This is a genomic window from Christiangramia flava JLT2011, from assembly GCF_001951155.1.
In the GTDB taxonomy this organism is placed as follows: domain Bacteria; phylum Bacteroidota; class Bacteroidia; order Flavobacteriales; family Flavobacteriaceae; genus Christiangramia; species Christiangramia flava.
The window spans coordinates 3514728-3532426 of record NZ_CP016359.1 but is presented as its reverse complement, the minus strand read 5'-3'; the positions used below and the strand labels follow the sequence as shown (position 1 = coordinate 3532426).

Here is a 17699-nt window from a genome sequence, read left to right as displayed (position 1 = left end):
GGGCAATTTACATATTTTATCCCTGTTTATAGGGCTTGCAGCCACGAGTTATCACCGACTTTATTAACAAATCTTTAGAGTCTTTTGGTTAATAAGTTCGTTACTTTAACCTTTGATTATTGAAAGTAATTTTGTCTATTAGCTACTAACACTCCATTAGGTACAGTTTTTGACCTATTCAAAGTGTCTAATTTATAGAGAAAGGAAGATAAAATGGATGATAATTTTTCACCAAGAGTAAAAGATGTGATTGCTTACAGTAAAGAAGAAGCACTGAGACTTGGCCACGATTTTATCGGAACCGAACATCTAATGCTTGGTTTGTTGCGAGATGGTGACGGAAAAGCTATCGATATCCTGAATGCGCTTGAAGTTGATTTGAGTCATTTGAGAAGAAAAGTTGAGATCTTAAGCCCCGCTAATCCCAATACGGTAACCGTAAGTAATGAAAAACGAAATCTGCACCTCACGAGGCAGGCAGAACGTGCCCTGAAGACCACATTTCTGGAAGCAAAGCTTTTCCAGAGTTCTTCAATTAATACTGCTCACTTATTGCTATGTATTTTGAGAAACGAAAACGACCCAACCACAAAGCTTTTGAATAAGCTGAAGATCGATTACGATGGCGTAAAAGATCAATTTAAATATATGATCGCCAGCGATGATGAAGATTTCGCTGATAGCCCAACTGCTGAATCATTTTCTGATGATGACAGCGGAGATGAGGCTACTCGCGAAAATCCCTTCAGCAGCGGAAGCAGCGGGACTGGAAAAACTTCTAAAAAATCGAAAACTCCGGTTTTGGACAATTTCGGAAGAGACCTAACAGCTCTTGCGGAAGCAGATAAACTGGATCCTGTTGTAGGGCGTGAAAAGGAAATTGAAAGGGTTTCCCAGATCTTAAGCCGAAGGAAGAAAAACAACCCACTTCTCATTGGGGAGCCTGGAGTTGGTAAATCTGCCATTGCTGAAGGTTTAGCACTTCGTATCGTTAAAAGAAAGGTATCGAGGATACTTTTTGACAAGCGTGTGGTAACACTGGATCTTGCAAGTTTAGTGGCAGGAACCAAATATCGAGGTCAGTTTGAAGAACGTATGAAGGCCGTCATGAATGAACTGGAGAAAAATGACAATATCATTCTTTTCATTGATGAGATTCATACGATCGTAGGTGCCGGTGGAGCTACCGGAAGCCTTGATGCCAGTAATATGTTCAAACCAGCACTGGCTCGTGGAGAAATTCAATGTATTGGAGCCACTACCCTCGATGAATACCGCCAGTATATCGAAAAAGATGGTGCTTTGGAAAGAAGGTTCCAGAAAGTGATCGTGGAGCCAACTTCCGTAGAAGAAACCATCGAAATTTTAAACAATATTAAAGGTAAATACGAAGAACATCATAATGTGGTCTACACACCGGAAGCAATTGAAGCCTGTGTCAAGCTCACAAACAGATATATGACCGAAAGATTTCTCCCAGACAAGGCGATTGATGCTCTGGATGAGGCGGGTTCCAGGGTTCATATAACCAATATCGATGTGCCTAAACAAATTCTTGACCTCGAACGCAAACTGGAAGAGGTTCGCGAGAACAAGAATTCCGTAGTGAAAAAGCAGAAGTACGAAGAGGCAGCCAAACTTCGGGATGACGAAAAGAACCTGGAGAAAGAGCTGACCATTGCGCAGGAAAAGTGGGAAGAAGAATCTAAAAAACATAAGGAAACGGTTTCCGAAGAAAGTGTCGCCGATGTGATTTCCATGATGACAGGTATTCCCGTGAACAGGATCGCTCAGACAGAAAGCAATAAACTGGTTGAACTTCCGAAGAAGATTAAAGGGAAAGTCATAGGCCAGGACGAAGCGGTTGGAAAGGTTGTAAAGGCTATCCAGCGTAACCGTGCCGGACTAAAAGATCCCAATAAACCAATCGGATCCTTCATTTTCCTTGGGCAAACCGGGGTTGGTAAAACCCAGTTGGCAAAAGTATTGGCAAAAGAACTTTTTGATAATACTGATGCACTCATTCGAATCGATATGAGTGAATACATGGAGAAATTTGCCGTTTCTCGATTGATCGGTGCCCCTCCTGGATATGTTGGTTACGAAGAAGGAGGCCAGCTGACAGAAAAAGTTCGAAGAAAACCTTATGCCGTTGTACTACTGGACGAGGTTGAAAAAGCGCATCCAGACGTATTCAATATGTTATTACAGGTTTTGGATGATGGTTATCTAACCGATAGTCTTGGCAGAAAGATCGATTTCAGAAATACGATAATCATCATGACTTCCAATATTGGAGCTCGAAAACTGAAAGATTTTGGTCAGGGAGTTGGTTTTGGAACTACTGCGCAAAAATCTCAGGTTGATGATAATGCTCGTAGCGTGATCGAAAACGCGCTGAAGAAAGCTTTTGCTCCCGAGTTCTTAAACCGAATTGATGATGTGGTCATCTTTAATTCCCTGGAAAGAGAAGACATTCATAAGATCATTGATATCGAACTGGCAAAACTTTACGACCGTATCGACGGATTAGGGTACAACCTAATCTTAACCGATAAAGCGAAAGATTTTATCGCTGAAAAAGGTTTCGATAAACAGTATGGAGCAAGACCATTAAATCGTGCGATTCAGAAATATATCGAAGATGCCCTGGCTGAAGAAATTATTTCTTCCAACCTGAAAGAAGGCGATAAGATTGAAATGGACCTCGATGAAAAGAAGAATGAGCTGGTCATAAACATTGAAAAATCAGTTGAAGAAACTGAATCCTAGCGAGTTATCTAAGCAAAAAAATTAAGCCGCCGTTTCCTAACGGTGGCTTTTTTATTATTAGGAATTCTCGTACTTTTACTTCGATCTAAGCCCTACGCAAAACTATGTTTACGAAAGAATTTGACCTTGATTTTGGTAAAATCAGTATTTACCAGAATATCCTTATTGCCCGTTTGAATGAAGGAGTATTATTTGATGTAGCAAGCAATCGCAAATTATTGGAGATCGGGAAAGAAATTTTCAAAGATGAGGATTACGGGTACATTTCGTATAGACTGAACTCCTATGCTGTAGATCCAATGGTGTATTTCGAATCAGCTTCTGTTTCTAATCTGAAAGCGATCGCTGTAGTCAGCGATAATGAAATGACGAGGCGAAATGCTGATGAAGTAGAACGCAAATTCTACAAGAACAGCAGTGATTTTGAGGTCTTTACAGAACTAAACCTGGCAATTAGCTGGATACAGGCAAAAATCTAATCAGTAAATTCTCTTATTTCCATGTCAGAAATAAACCGCTTGGCCTTTTGAATAAATGGCGCGAGTGTCACATCTTCCTTTAAAACCGGTACTTCCTTTCGGAAATCCTGTAAAACCTGAGCTAAACGTTTGGAAGTTCTGGCAGGTTCTCGAAAATGAATTGCCTGTGAAGCGTTCATGAGTTCAATTGCCAGAACAGAATTAAGATTTTCCACGATTTTGAGCAACTTGGTAGCGCTGTTGGCACCCATACTTACATGATCTTCCTGCCCGTTGGAGGATACAATCGAATCTACTGAAGAGGGGCTAGCCAGTTGTTTGTTCTGGCTCACAATGCTCGCAGCGGTATACTGCGGAATCATAAAACCACTGTTCAAGCCAGGATTTTCAATTAAAAAAGCCGGAAGTCCTCTCAAGCCCGAAACTAGTTGATAAACCCGTCTTTCTGAAATATTGGCCAGTTCAGAAAGAGCGATGGCGAGATAATCCATTGCAAGGGCTAAAGGCTGACCGTGAAAATTTCCACCGGAAATAATCTTATCGGCCTCGATGAAAATATTAGGATTATCTGTAACCGAATTGATCTCGGTTTTCACCGTTTTCCGTACAAAAGCCAGCGTGTCTTTAGAGGCACCATGAACCTGTGGAATACAGCGGAAAGAATAGGGATCCTGGACATTGGCCTTTTCAGAACTGGCAATTTCACTGCCATCCAAAAAACTTCGGAAGCGCTCTGCTGTTTTGATCTGCCCACGATGCGGGCGAACCTGGTGCACCAGGTCATCAAAAGGCGAAAGGTTACAGTCAAATGCATCTGCCGAAATTGCCGCAATAAGATCGGCCAAATATGATAATTTATAAGAATTTAAAAGAGCAAATACCGCATGGGCGCTCATGAACTGAGTTCCGTTCAATAAAGCCAAACCTTCTTTACTCTGTAGTTTTAAAGGTTCCCATCCTTTTTGTTCCAGGATTTCGGCTCCGCTTAAAATAGTATCTTCGTAATACACCTCTCCATCTCCAATTAATGGCAAGGCAAGGTGAGCCAATGGCGCCAGGTCTCCGGAAGCTCCAAGCGAACCCTGTTCATAAATTACCGGAAGGATGTCCTCATTATAAAAATCAATCAGTCGCTCGACTGTGGTAAGCGCTACTCCTGAATTCCCGTAGCTAAGTGACTGGATCTTCAGTAGCAACATCAGTTTAATAACCTCTTTGGAAATGGTATTCCCGGTGCCGCAGGCATGCGAACGTACCAGGTTCTCTTGGAGCTCGGTAAGTTTTTCCGAAGTGATCTTGACATTACACAAGGCACCAAATCCCGTATTAATTCCATAAACAGGCCTGTCACTTTCTGAGATTTTTTTATTGAGGTAGTTTCTTGATTTTTCAATATTTAGATGGGCTTCTTCACTTAGTGCCAGTTTTTTATTTGATCTAAGGATATCATCAATGATCTCGAGGTCTAAAACTGCTGAACTGATGTAGTGAATTGCCTGCTCCATTTGTAATTTTATAATCTTTTGCAAAAATCACATTTCAATTAAAAGATTCCAAATAATATGCTTCAGAATTAAGAAATTTATAAAGTCTACTCCTTGCCACCTGTTTTAATTTCCTTTTGAAAAAGATACTGAAAAGCTTTTCCCATATTCCTGGCCATTTCCCCTGAAGTCACCCCTTCATAACCTTGAGCTGAAGCAACGAGGTCGCCGGAAAGTCCGTGTATGAAAACACCTAAAATACTGGCAGCTACCGGCTGGTAATTTTGCCCCATAAGAGAAGTGATGACCCCGGAAAGAACATCTCCGCTACCAGCGGTGGCCATCCCGGGATTGCCACTGGTATTTATAAAAAGCTCCTCATTTTGCAAAATGAAAGTATATGCCCCTTTAATTACGAGGATTACATTGAATTTTTTACTAAAGTTGCGGGCTTTTTCAAGTTTTTCAAAATCATTTTCCCATTCGCCGATCAGTCGTTTCAACTCTCCGGGATGCGGAGTTAGCACAGAATTTTCTGGAAGCAATTTCAGCAGCTCTGGTTTTTTGCTGAGCATATTCAGCCCATCGGCATCTACTAAAATCGGTTTTTTTTGGTTTTGCAATAATTTTTCGAAAGCAGTGATACTCTCGTTTTCGGTTCCGGCACCCATTCCAAATCCAATGGTGTCAGCCTCAAAATCAATAGGAAAATCGGATAGTTTTTGTTCGTTTTCATCAGTAAGAACCATTGCTTCCGGCAGGCTTGACTGAATGATCTCATAACCGCATTTTGGAACGTATAGCGTACAAAGCCCGCTGCCGGTATGCATAGCCGCAGTTGCAGATAATAGCACGCTGCCAATCTTCCCATAGCTACCGCCAGCAATAAGAATGTTTCCGTAATCGCCTTTATGAGAATTCTTATTCCGCGGCTGGTAAAGCGCGGGGGCTTCCTGCTTTCCGATCAAATAGGTTCGCGAATCGATGCCGGCAATAAAACGTTTATTTAAACCGATGTCTAAAACCTGTACCTCACCGGCATAATCCATTGTATCAGGAAGGTAAAAAACCAGTTTTGGAGCTCCGAATGTCAGCGTATAGTTTGCCTGGATTACGGAACCCTGCGGAGGCTGATCATCAAAAAGGCCACTGGGAATATCCACGGCCAGTGTAAAAGCTCCAGAATCATTTATGTGGGTAACCAGTTTAGCGACCCAGCTTTCAATTGGCCGGTTCAGCCCAACGCCGAAAATGGCATCGATCACAAAATCTCCCACGCTTATTTCTGGAAAGTCATCCACCTCTTTGATCAGGCCCGGCCAATCGTTGGTGATGTCTTTGATTTTTTCATAGTTTTTCAGGAAATCTTCAGATCGTTTGTCGCTGTACGCAACAGTATACAATTTCACGTCGTAACCGTGCTGGATGAGATGGCGGCCAATAACCAGCCCGTCTCCCCCATTATTGCCAATCCCACAGAAGATTTTGATGGGGATCGGCGCGCCCTGTAAGCGTTGATGAATTTGTTTAAAAACCAGTGTGCCTGCACGTTCCATCAATTCTTCAGAAGTAATGCCATCGTGTTCGATCGTATATTTGTCGGCTTCTGAAATCTGTTTGCCAGATAGTATCTTCATAGTCTTTTTTCTCGGGTTCCATCAAAGATACATTAATATGGTGTTTTCGCCGGAAACCGATAAAAAAACGATAGAGATATTGTTTTCTGCTTGAATTGAATAAATTTGCGCAAATTTTAAATCGAAAATGAAAGAAATAGCCCTGTCTTCAGTTCATCAGGAACTTAACGCTAAAATGGTACCTTTTGCAGGTTTCAACATGCCGGTATCTTATGAAGGAGTGAATATAGAACACCAGACCGTTCGTGAAAAAGTGGGTGTTTTTGATGTATCGCACATGGGGGAATTCCTAATTTCCGGAGAAAATGCGCTGGAATTAATTCAGAAGATCAGCAGTAATGATGCGTCCAAACTTACAAATGGAAAGGCTCAATACAGCTGTATGCCAAATGAAACCGGCGGAATAGTAGATGACCTGATCATTTACAAGCTCGATGACGAAAAGTATTTACTGGTCGTAAACGCTTCCAATATTGAAAAGGACTGGAATTGGATCGCTCACCACAACACCATGGATGCCACGATGCGTGATATGAGTGATGAATTGTCACTGCTGGCTATCCAGGGACCAATGGCTGCGAAAGCCATGCAGTCTCTTACTGATGTAAACCTGAAAGACATCAAATTCTACAATTTTGAGCTTGGAACCTTTGCCGGTGTGGACAAGGTGATCATTTCAGCTACCGGATATACCGGAAGTGGCGGATTTGAGATCTATTTCAGAAATGAAGACGCAGAAAAGATCTGGAATGCGGTGATGCAGGCCGGAGCCGATTTCGGGATCAAACCTATAGGCCTTGCTGCCAGGGATACACTGCGGCTGGAAATGGGATACTGTCTTTATGGCAATGATATTGACGATACCACGTCTCCTATCGAGGCTGGTCTGGGCTGGATCACCAAATTCACCAAAGATTTTGTGAACAGCGCGAACCTGAAAAAAGAAAAAGAAGAGGGACCAGCCAGAAAACTGGTTGCCTTTGAACTTGACGAGCGAGGAATCCCTAGACAGGGTTACGATATTGTGAATGAGAATGGTGAAAAAATAGGCACGGTAACTTCTGGAACCATGTCTCCTTCCCTGGAAAAAGGAATTGGCATGGGTTATGTACCTGCTGATATAGCGGGGGCTGGAAAAAAGATCTTTATCCAGATTCGCAAAAAAGCGATCCCCGCCACTCAGGTCAAGCTGCCTTTTTATAAAGGATAATTTATTTGAAACGAATTCTGATTTTAGGAGCTAGCGGTTTTATAGGTAATGCCCTGTACAAAGAGCTATGCTCCTATTTTGATACGCACGGAACCTATTTAACTGACAGGAAGATCTTCAGTGATAATCACCAGTTTCACCATTTTGATATGGAAACTGAAAATATCGAAATCCTTCTTCAGAATGTCAAACCAGATGTGATCGTTTCCGCGGTACGAGGTAATTTTGATGCTCAGGTTGTTACACATTTCCAGATCATCGACTATATTTTACGTACCAATACCAAGCTGATATTTATTAGTTCGGCCAATGTCTTTGATGCGTTCACCAATTATCCATCTTACGAGTACGACAAAACCCTGAGCCAGAGTATTTACGGCCGGTTCAAGATCAAAATTGAAAATGCCCTGCTTCGGCTTCCCAACCATCAGTACAATATTTTGCGGTTGCCAATGGTCTTCGGAAAAAATTCTCCGAGGGTAAAAGAGCTGAAAACGGTGATTGATCTCGGTGAAGCGCTGGAAGTTTTTCCGAATGTGGTGATCAACGCTACTGAAATTCAGAAAGTGACTCAGCAAATTCACTATATCATCAATCGTTCACGCGAAGGCGTATTTCATCTTGGCAGCACCGATCTTACTCATCAGAAAGATTTTATAGAAGAATTGTGCGAGGGGCTTGGCTACGAACACGTAGTATTTAAAAACGTGTATGATTCCAATTTTGATCGTTTTCTGGCGGTCCTTCCGAAGGATAATAAATTACCGAAAAACCTGCAGATCACTATTCATGATGTGATTGAAGCCTCTACCAAATTGTAGCTGTTAATCTTCTATTAAAGGGAAATGGCCATTTCCAATTTTCCTTTTTAAAGGCCTATCTTTAAGAAACCACTAAAAAACTCCGTCATGAAAAAATTAAGCGAAAGCGAAATCCATGAAAAACTGGAAAGCCTTGAAGGCTGGACCTACGCTAAAGAGGCCATTCATACCACCTTCGAATTCGAAAATTTTAAAGAAGCTTTTACCGTGATGACCAGGATTGCGTTCGAAGCAGAAGCTCAGCAGCATCATCCAAACTGGGGGAATGTCTACAACCAGCTGGAAATATCACTGTCTACACATGACGCTGATGGTGTTACTGAAAAAGACTTCAAACTGGCCCGAACCATTGAGGATATTATTGAAGCCTCTTCCTAAAACATTTTTCAGTTACTGGAAAGCTCCTGAAATTCTTGTAGAGATTTAGGAGCTTTTTTTTTATTTTTGCCCGGTTCATATTTTAAAAATCATGGGAAGAGCATTTGAATTCAGGAAAGCGCGTAAAATGAAACGCTGGTCGGCAATGGCTAAAGCCTTTACTCGTATTGGTAAAGATATCGTAATGGCAGTTAAAGAAGGTGGCCCTGATCCCGATACCAACGCAAAACTTCGCGCGGTGATCCAGAATGCGAAAAGCGTGAATATGCCAAAAGACAATATCGAGCGTGCGATCAAACGTGCCAGCGATAAGTCACAGGGCGATTATAAAATTGTGCTTTTTGAAGGATATGCTCCTCATGGGATTGCTGTTTTGGTAGAAACTGCTACAGATAATAATAATCGTACGGTTGCCAACATCCGTTCGCACTTCAATAAATCTGACGGGAACCTTGGAACTTCCGGTTCTGTAGAATTCATGTTTGACCATACTTGCAATTTTTGCATCAATAAAGAAGGCATCGACCCTGAAGAACTGGAACTGGAATTGATCGATTTTGGTGCGGAAGAAGTCTTCGAAGATGAAGATGGAATACATATTTATGCGCCTTTTCAAAACTTCGGAAGCATTCAAAAAGAACTGGAAAGCCGAAATATTGAAATTATTTCTTCCGGTTTTGAACGCATTCCGCAGGTTACCAAAACACTTTCAGAAGAACAGGCCGCCGATGTTGAAAAACTGCTGGAGAAACTGGAGGATGACGACGATGTGCAGAATGTTTACCACACGATGGAAATTTCAGAATAATTAAAAGTTCTGCGGAATTTTTCCCTGTACCCCGCGATAAAAAGATTTAATTTCTGTCATATCGGTTTCCAGACCGTTTTTTGGGTAAAATGCCTCGGATATCCTGACCATTTTTTTACCAAAATCAAAGGAAACCATCACGATGGGAACTTCCGCTTTTAAGGCGGTATAATAAAAGCCGGTTTTCCAACGATCGGTTTTTTGTCGCGTTCCTTCTGGAGACATCGCCAGCCTGAAAACTGCTTTTTTCTGAAACATTTCAGCAATCGCATCTACCTTTTTCTGATTGGAAGTTCGATCCAGCGGCGAGCCACCGACCATTTTGAAATACCACCCAAACGGAGGCCTGAACAATTCTTTCTTAGCAATAAAATCGATGTGGATATTCAGGATCTTTCGAACCAGGATCCCGATGAGGAAATCCCAGGAACTCGTGTGGGGTGCCACGATAATCACGCATTTTTGAATACTGGTGTCAAACCGACTTTCCAGTTTCCAACCCATGATTTGGAAAAAGACAAATTTCGCCAGCCAGCGCATCAATTTTTACTATTCTCTGGTATGTTTAACAGATTTATCCCCTTTCCGGCGTTTGCGTTCTTCCAACAACAAGGAAAGCTCCCTACCGGTTTGTCCCTTTACCGAAGTGTTTTCCTGCGCCCTTCTTAAAAGATACGGAACCACGTCACGAACGGGCCCAAAAGGAACCAATTTCACGGCGTTATACTCTTTTCGAGCCAGGTTATAACTTAAATGATCACTCATCCCAAATAGCTGGCTAAACCAAATCCTTGGGTCGTCATGGTCTATGCCACGGTCTTCCATAATCTGTAAAGCCAGGTAATTACTAACCTCGTTATGAGTTCCTATGAATACATTGATATCATCCAGGTGGTTGAGGCAATAAGACATGACGCTGTTAAAATTTACATCGGTCGCTTCTTTGCTCTCGCAGATCGGTGTAGGATAGCCTAGTTTCTTAGCCCGCGCATTTTCCTTTTCCATATACGCACCACGCACGATCTTCGCTCCTATTTTAAAGCCTTCTTTTTTAGCTTTTTCGTGAAGATCTTTCAGGTATTGCAGTCGGTCCCAACGGTAGCATTGCAGGGTATTATAAATAAGGACCTTCTCCTTATTATATTTCCGCATCATTTCCTCCATCAGTTCATCTGCAGCGGTCTGCATCCAGGTTTCCTCTCCGTCGGCATAAAGCCTGACGTCCAAATCGTAGGCGCGCTGGCAAAGAGTTTCCACCCGTTTACGAACATTTTCCCATTCCTGCTTTTCAGCATCGCTCAGGCTGATCTTTTCACTTACTTTTTCCCAGATCTCAAAACGCCCAATACCGGTAGGTTTGAACATTGCGAACGAAACTTCATCATGATCTTTGGCATATTCGATCAGGCTTAGCTTCTTCTCCATGGCCGCATCAAACTCCTCTTCCGTTTCTTTCCCTTCTACCGAATAATCCAGAATGGCATGCAGGTTTTCAGAATACATTTTCTGGGTCACAGGTTCGCAATCTTTTTCAGTCACACCGCCACAAAACTGCTCGAAAATGGTTTTTTTGATAAGGCCTTCAACAGGCAAATGAAATTTTAAAGAAAATTTGGTTAGTGCCGATCCGGCTTTGACCAGGCTGGGCCTGCCCATAAGACCAAATAAGAAAATGGCACGATCCAGTTCACTATCCGATTTCAGCTTGAAGGCTGCTTTCGTATTATTGAAAATTTTCTTTCTAATCATCTTATCCTGTTAATGCGGCAAATATAATTATTGAATATTGATTTAATTGATAAATTCTGTTTAATTTCGGGTGCTAAAAGCCCTTTAAAAATGAATGATTTGCAGGATTCACTGGACACTATTTTTTACTCGGAAAAAGCCTATGGCAGACTGAATAAATATCTTTCTAAAAACCCTCCTTCCAGGATTTTTATTTTAGTAGACACCAATACCAATGAGCACTGCCTCACCTATTTTTTGAGTCGGTTGGAAGACCCTTCAGATATAGAAGTGATTGAAATCGATGCCGGGGAAGAATACAAAACACTGGAAACCTGTGACGGTGTTTGGAACGCGATGTCGGAGCTGGATGGAGACCGCAAGAGTTTGATGATCAATCTTGGTGGCGGCGTAGTGACGGATCTTGGTGGTTTTGTGGCTTCCACTTTTAAAAGAGGCATTCCTTTTATTAATATTCCCACTACCCTTCTGGCGATGGTCGATGCTTCAGTTGGAGGAAAAACCGGTGTGGATCTTGGGAATTTGAAAAACCAGGTGGGCGTGATCGTCCAGCCAGAAATGGTGCTGATTGATACCAACTACCTGTCCACACTTCCGCAGCCACAAATGCGCAGCGGCCTGGCAGAAATCCTGAAACACGGGCTGATTGCCGACGAGAAATACTGGAAAAAACTGCGCGCGATGAACGAGTTGAAGTATAGTGACCTGGATGATATCATTGAAAAAAGCGTGAAGATCAAGGCTAATATCGTAGATAGGGATCCTTATGAAAGAGATGAGCGAAAAACTCTCAATTTTGGTCACACCCTTGGCCATGCGATTGAATCTTTTTGTTTGAGCAATCCAGACAGGAAAATTTTGCTTCACGGGGAGGCAATTGCCATCGGGATGATACTGGAAGCCTATATTTCTGCGGAAGAAAAAGATTTTCCGAAGGAGAAACTGGAAGATCTCAACAATTTCATTAAAGATATCTATGGCGTGGATTCTTTCAGTAGTAAAGAGATCAAACAAATTCAGAAGTTGCTGAAATACGATAAGAAAAACGAGTACGGAAGAATCAATTTTGTCTTGCTGGAAGACATCGGTTTACCGGTTATTGATTGCGAAGTAGATCCTGACCTGATCGAAAAATCATTTGATTACTATTTAAACAGCTGATTGTAAAGCGCTTATTTTAAGCTATAAATTTCCGGATGTTTTGTCTCGAATTTAATTTTTTAATTATACTTGCATAAACCATTAAACTATGAAAAGGATAATCGTAGACTATAAAAAACTGACTCCGGAAATTCTGGCGTTACTGGTAGATAAGTATCCTGATGGGTATGACGATGACCAGGTCATTTCTTTCAAGAATGCCAAAAACGAGACTGTTGATGCAGTGGAAGTGCGTACAGATGATACGGTTTACCTCGTAAAAGTAAGTACCAGGCTGGAAAATACGATGGCCAATTTTGACGAAGACGATTACGATGATTCAGAATACAACGATCCTATCGTGGATATTCCTGAAAAAGGAGACGAAGAAGAATCAGAAGAAGATTAATAAAAAAAGGAACGCCAAAAGCGTTCCTTTTCATTTTATCTAGAATCGAGATTAGGCATGCTGTAAATCATGTTTACCTTCCTTGATCTCCTCGATCACCTTCGCGTTAAAGGCATCCAGATCGTCTGGGTTTCTACTGGTTACCAGCGCTTCGTCAACCACCACAGGTTCATCTACCCAAAGAGCTCCGGCATTTTCCAAGTCTTTTTTGATAGATTTGAAGGAAGTCATGGTTCTGCCTTCCACCACCTCGGCGCTGATCAAAGTCCAGGCTGCATGACAAATGGCTGCAACTGGCTTACTTTGTTTAAAGAAATCACGTACAAAAATAAGTACATCGTCGTGGCGTCTTAGCTGATCAGGATTGATCACTCCACCTGGTAATACCAGCGCATTATAATCTTTTGCAGTCACATCCTGCAGGGCATAATCAACATCATATTCTTTACCCCAGTCATCCACATCCCAGGATTTGATCTTTTCTTTTTTAAGACTTACGATGTCTACCTGAAATCCTTCTTTTTCCATGGCTTCTTTTGGCGATTTCAATTCGCTTTCTTCAAAACCGTTCGTTGCTAAAATTGCAATTCTCTTTTTCATAATCTTTTTCTTTTTATTTAGCTTAAAATTACAAATCAGAGTTCCCTTAATGTGCTAAGGGCCTTATAAAAAATGTTGATGCTTCGTTAAAGCTTAGGATTTAATAGAGTTTTCCGGCTTCTCATCGTCATCCAGGTAAGATTTCAGTTTATCAACAATGTGCTTTTCTTCTTTCAGCTGAATTCTTCGCTGCTCGAGTTTTTTCATTTCCTGGTAAATGGCCGGTTCCCCAAAACGATTAGGCGTGACTTTTTCTTTTTTGAATAAGGCATACTGGACAGTAAACTCCCCTCCGAAGAAAACGATCAGGCAGGAATAATAAACCCATAATAAAATTAGCACTACCGAAGATGCTCCTCCATAAACCGAAGTAGGTTCACTCTGTCCAAAATAAAAACTGAGAATAGACTCTCCAATTAGAAATAGAAACGTAGTTAAAGCTGCACCAATGAAAGTAGTCCGGAATCTAATGTGTATATCCGGCAGCAATTTAAAGATTGCTGCAAACAGTGTAGTGATGAATAAAAATGAAAGCAGAAAATTGATCGCCTGCAAAGGGAATTCTGAAATATTGGGGAAAAATCGATTTACATTATTTGCGATGATTTTTACCAGGGCCGAAATCACCAGTGCGATCAATAATAAAAATCCAATTACAAAGACCATTCCCAAAGAAATCACCCGGTCCAGGACCATTCTCCAAAAATTGGTTTGTTTCGCTGCAACATTCCAGATGTTGTTCATGGCGACCTTTAATTGGAAAAATACTCCGGTCGCTCCAAATACGAGCATGGCCGCTCCAAAAATTATGGCTATAGTCGATTCACTGGATAATGCAGCATTCTCGATCATTGCCTGGATGGCGTTAGCTGAATCCCTGCCAATAAATTTTCCTATCTCCCCCGTTAACCTTCCGGTTACCGCTTCCCTTCCGAAGAAATACCCGGCGATACTCACCACAATGATCAGCAGGGACGGTAAGGAAAAAAGAGCGTAATACGCAATAGTTGCTGCTCTCGCATAGGGTTCGTTGCGATCCCAGCTTATGTAAGTTTTCTTAAGAAGCTTCAGGAATATTTTGAAGGATTTCCACATCAAAGATATTTCTTAGTGATAAGATCTATGTGGTGCAACACATGCCCGGCCATAATAAAGCCAATGGCTCGGGGCGACGCCGGCACACCGTTCATATTCCCGGTTCGCTTAAGCATTTCCTGGTTGAAACTTTTGAAAAGATAAATTGCTGAATCCCGGTTGGCCTGGAATTCGCTGATCAGATCCTTCGGAAGCCTTCTTCCTGCATCGCTCATTTCTGCGAAGCGATCATGATCGAAACCGGGTAAGGGTTTTTCCTCACCGCGCGCAAAACTAAGAGCACGGTATTGAAAAACCCTTTCGGTATCTATTATATGCTGCAATATTTCCAGAATGTTCCATTTTCCATCTTCATAGCTGTAATGCCATTTATCTTTTGGAAGTTCATTCAGGAATCCAACGAAATCATGTGTGTTTGAAATTAGAGTATCGATTAAATCGGCCTTTTCAGGCAATAAATTGATATATCTCCAGTAATAATCGCCAATTTCATTGGGTTGCAGTTCTGATCTATTCATTTATGCTGAATTACGACTGGCGTTGATATTTCCATAGAGAGAACGGGTTACCATTTTCTCATATGTTTCCAAACGCTCGTCATCTACATTTTCTTTACTTAATTGCTGCACCATTCTTAAAGCGTGCTGCTGAATGGTTAGTAATGGTAACACAATTCTTTCACGCGCCTGGATCGAAGCTCTTCCGGCAGGCTGGTTCTGCATCAAAGTATTGTAACCAGTCACTTTCAGTAACATCTTTTTAGTACGCTCAAATTCTTCATGAATCAGCTCCCAGAACTCTCCAAATTCAGGATCATTTTTCATATACGCTGTCAAAGGAAAGAATGACTTGGTAAGACTCATCATGCTATTTTCCAGTAGCGTTTTGAAAAAATCTGAATTCTCATACAACTGTTTTACACGATCGAATTCGCCTTTTTTATCCAGCGCTTCCATTGCTGTTCCCACTCCGAAGAATCCCGGAACGTTCTGTTTTAGCTGACTCCAGCTTCCAACAAACGGAATAGCACGCAGATCGCTTAAATTCAGTTCCGCTGATTTATTCCTTGAAGAAGGCCTGCTACCAATGTTGGTTTTGGCATAATACTTCAGCGTACTCATTTTCTCAAGATATGGAATGAATCGTGGGTGTTTTTTGAAGTCCATATATGTTTCATAGGAAATCTCTGCAAGATCGGTCATTGTTTGACGATCATCCTCTCGCAAACGATTCTTTTCCGGATTGAAAACTTCATTGGAAATACCGGCACTTACCAGTTGTTCCAGGTTATAGGTACAGGAATCCCGGGTTCCGAAGTTGGAACTAATGGTTTGCCCTTGTACCGTGATCTGGATTTCCTCATTTTCAATAGTAGGTCCAAGAGAAGCATAGAACTGGTGAGTTTTTCCTCCTCCACGCGCCGGTGGTCCTCCACGACCGTCAAAAAAGACGACCTTGATACCGTATTCTCTGGAAATTTTAGTTAAAGCTTCTTTGGCTTTGTAAATACTCCAGTTGGCCATCAGGTAACCCCCGTCTTTAGTACCATCGCTGAAACCTAGCATAATGGTTTGTTTGTTTCCGCGGCGTTCCAGGTGTGCTTTGTATTCCGGATTGGTATAGAGTTGCTCCATCACATTATGCGCGTCCTGAAGATCTGGGACTGTTTCGAATAACGGAATCACATCTACTGTAGGTTCTTCCCAGTCACAAGATCTAAGAAATGCAAATGGTTGCAGGACACCCTGTACGCTTCCGCAGTTACTGATGATATATCGATTGGCTCCGGCTTCACCGTTTTTCTTCTGAATCTCCTTCATGGCGTAAATAGATGAAATGGTAGCTTTAGCCATACCTTCTTCAAAAGAATCAGGATCCAGTTTACCTTTAACGGTGCTCAGAATCTTTACCTGCTCTTCTTCACTCAATTCCGAAAAATTATCCGGATATAATTCTGAAGGGCTTGTTTTTACCACTTCTTCTAAAACGCTTTGGTGAATTCGTGAATCCTGGCGAATATCCAAAGTGGCAAAATGATAACCGAAAAGATCGAGCTTGTTCAGTAAATCATTTACGTCATCAATAAATAATGACTGATGTTTTTCTTCTAATACATCTTTGATTTGATGCAACTTAGATTTAAAATCTTCAAGCTTCAGTTTAATAACATCCTTAGGTGTTACTGCCATTTCGTAGAGTGCACTTTCGATCTCTCCCACCATTTCATGCACGCCTCTGAAGGTTAGTCTTCGCTTCAGTTTACGAACGTCTCTGTAATAATTTAGCAAAATGGTCTTCCTCAATCGCTGAGCTACCTGCAAGGTTATATCTGTTGTAACAAACGGATTTCCATCGCGGTCACCTCCAGGCCAGAAGCCTAAATTGATAACCTGGTTGCCGATATCTTCTCCGTCAAAGATATTCTGCTGAATGTAATTATGGATTTTACTGGCACTCTGGTAGAACACATTTTCAAAATACCAGATCAGGCTGATCGCCTCGTCTAACGGAGTAGGTTTCTCTTTCTTGAAAAATGGTGTTTTCCCTAACTGAGCCAGTAATTGTTTGATTCTGGTCAGGTCATTTTTCTGAATGGCCTTATCCAGGTCAGTAATAATACCAAGAACAGAACCAGGATAGAACTGAGTTGGGTGGGCTGTAAGGGTTGGCCTCACTTTAAAACGTTTCAGGAATTTCTTCAACTCATCCAGTTTCTGGGTAGCTTCAGCTTCTTCCTTGACACTTCGTAAAGTTCCGCGGCCGTCCATATTATTTACGATGGGGAAAGAAGCATCTTCAATAGCATCAAAAAGTACAACTTGTCTTTCAATATACTGAATGAAGCGGAATAGCAAGGCTACCTTTTCTTCTTCCGTAGGATCTTCACCATATTTCTGAAAAAAACGTTCAACAATTTCTGAAGGGTTCTTGTTTTGCTCAAAACCAGATTCGCAAATTTCAAGAAAAAGAGGAAGCAGCGCCCCCGTCTTCTTGATGTCGTCGTACGGCAAAGTCAGGAAGATACTGTTGTATACCTGATATTTTGCCAGAACATTATCATTGAATCGGTCGAGTCTCGGTTCTCTGTTCATAAATTAAATTTCTTTCTTGGTTTTT

16 protein-coding genes are annotated in these 17699 nt (G+C 41.6%); 8 read left to right on the top strand and 8 right to left on the bottom strand.

The genetic code is table 11. The features are described from left to right. Positions 1 to 213 precede the first annotated feature (213 nt). Both GRFL_RS15730 and GRFL_RS15725 read left to right on the top strand, forming a co-directional pair. Positions 214 to 2772 carry an ATP-dependent Clp protease ATP-binding subunit gene (locus GRFL_RS15730; protein WP_083645505.1) on the top strand — a complete coding sequence of 853 codons (2559 nt, stop codon included), beginning with the start codon at positions 214 to 216 and terminating at the stop codon, positions 2770 to 2772. A gap of 104 nt (positions 2773 to 2876) precedes the next feature. Further along, on the top strand, positions 2877 to 3251 hold the full coding sequence (locus tag GRFL_RS15725) for a hypothetical protein (RefSeq protein ID WP_083645504.1): 375 nt from the start codon (positions 2877 to 2879) through the stop codon (positions 3249 to 3251). Here the strand turns inward: GRFL_RS15725 and hutH are convergent. Beyond that, positions 3248 to 4756, bottom strand: a complete 1509-nt coding sequence (gene hutH, locus GRFL_RS15720) for a histidine ammonia-lyase (protein ID WP_083645503.1) — start codon at positions 4754 to 4756, stop codon at positions 3248 to 3250. The genes GRFL_RS15725 and hutH overlap by 4 nt on opposite strands. An 86-nt stretch (positions 4757 to 4842) precedes the next feature. Beyond that, positions 4843 to 6372: an NAD(P)H-hydrate dehydratase gene (locus GRFL_RS15715; RefSeq protein ID WP_083645502.1), complete on the bottom strand. Its 1530-nt coding sequence runs from the start codon at positions 6370 to 6372 to the stop codon at positions 4843 to 4845. A gap of 127 nt (positions 6373 to 6499) precedes the next feature. On the opposite strand from GRFL_RS15715, the gene gcvT reads away from it, so the two are divergent. The 4 genes from gcvT (at position 6500) to GRFL_RS15695 (ending at position 9589) form a co-directional block, all read left to right on the top strand. Continuing rightward, positions 6500 to 7582: a glycine cleavage system aminomethyltransferase GcvT gene (gcvT, locus tag GRFL_RS15710; RefSeq protein ID WP_083645501.1), complete on the top strand. Its 1083-nt coding sequence runs from the start codon at positions 6500 to 6502 to the stop codon at positions 7580 to 7582. 5 nt (positions 7583 to 7587) lie between these two features. Then, positions 7588 to 8403 (top strand): sugar nucleotide-binding protein, encoded by an 816-nt coding sequence (locus GRFL_RS15705; protein ID WP_083645500.1) that lies wholly within the window; start codon positions 7588 to 7590, stop codon positions 8401 to 8403. A gap of 87 nt (positions 8404 to 8490) precedes the next feature. Continuing rightward, entirely contained in the window at positions 8491 to 8781 is a 291-nt protein-coding gene (locus GRFL_RS15700) for a 4a-hydroxytetrahydrobiopterin dehydratase (protein WP_083645499.1), read from the top strand. Between the two features lie 91 nt (positions 8782 to 8872). Continuing rightward, on the top strand, positions 8873 to 9589 hold the full coding sequence (locus GRFL_RS15695; protein ID WP_083645498.1) for a YebC/PmpR family DNA-binding transcriptional regulator: 717 nt from the start codon (positions 8873 to 8875) through the stop codon (positions 9587 to 9589). Here the strand turns inward: GRFL_RS15695 and GRFL_RS15690 are convergent, their stop codons facing one another. Together GRFL_RS15690 and GRFL_RS15685 are read right to left on the bottom strand one after the other, a co-directional pair. Next, a complete protein-coding gene (locus GRFL_RS15690) occupies positions 9590 to 10093 on the bottom strand; it encodes a 1-acyl-sn-glycerol-3-phosphate acyltransferase (protein ID WP_236995816.1) in 504 nt (167 codons plus the stop codon). Positions 10094 to 10138: 45 nt separating this feature from the next. Beyond that, the gene (locus GRFL_RS15685) at positions 10139 to 11338 is read right to left on the bottom strand and encodes a proline dehydrogenase family protein (RefSeq protein WP_083645496.1); all 1200 of its coding nucleotides are present in this window, start codon (positions 11336 to 11338) and stop codon (positions 10139 to 10141) included. A gap of 90 nt (positions 11339 to 11428) precedes the next feature. Between GRFL_RS15685 and aroB the strand changes: the two genes are divergently transcribed. Together aroB and GRFL_RS15675 are read left to right on the top strand one after the other, a co-directional pair. Beyond that, on the top strand, positions 11429 to 12499 hold the full coding sequence (aroB, locus tag GRFL_RS15680) for a 3-dehydroquinate synthase (RefSeq protein WP_083645495.1): 1071 nt from the start codon (positions 11429 to 11431) through the stop codon (positions 12497 to 12499). An 88-nt stretch (positions 12500 to 12587) separates the two neighbouring features. Beyond that, positions 12588 to 12887, top strand: a complete 300-nt coding sequence (locus GRFL_RS15675) for a hypothetical protein (RefSeq protein WP_083645494.1) — start codon at positions 12588 to 12590, stop codon at positions 12885 to 12887. Between the two features lie 51 nt (positions 12888 to 12938). Here GRFL_RS15675 and GRFL_RS15670 read toward each other — a convergent pair whose 3' ends face one another. The 4 genes from GRFL_RS15670 to GRFL_RS15655 all read right to left on the bottom strand — a co-directional run bounded on the left by GRFL_RS15670 (position 12939) and on the right by GRFL_RS15655 (position 17674). After that, positions 12939 to 13487, bottom strand: a complete 549-nt coding sequence (locus GRFL_RS15670; RefSeq protein ID WP_083645493.1) for a type 1 glutamine amidotransferase domain-containing protein — start codon at positions 13485 to 13487, stop codon at positions 12939 to 12941. 93 nt (positions 13488 to 13580) lie between these two features. Next, complete coding sequence (locus GRFL_RS15665) at positions 13581 to 14582, bottom strand: YihY/virulence factor BrkB family protein (RefSeq protein ID WP_083645492.1); 1002 nt, start codon at positions 14580 to 14582, stop codon at positions 13581 to 13583. Then, positions 14582 to 15100 carry a DinB family protein gene (locus GRFL_RS15660; RefSeq protein ID WP_083645491.1) on the bottom strand — a complete coding sequence of 173 codons (519 nt, stop codon included), beginning with the start codon at positions 15098 to 15100 and terminating at the stop codon, positions 14582 to 14584. The genes GRFL_RS15665 and GRFL_RS15660 overlap by 1 nt, the downstream gene beginning before the upstream one ends. After that, positions 15101 to 17674, bottom strand: a complete 2574-nt coding sequence (locus GRFL_RS15655; RefSeq protein WP_083645490.1) for a phosphoenolpyruvate carboxylase — start codon at positions 17672 to 17674, stop codon at positions 15101 to 15103. Between the last annotated feature and the right edge of the window lie 25 nt (positions 17675 to 17699).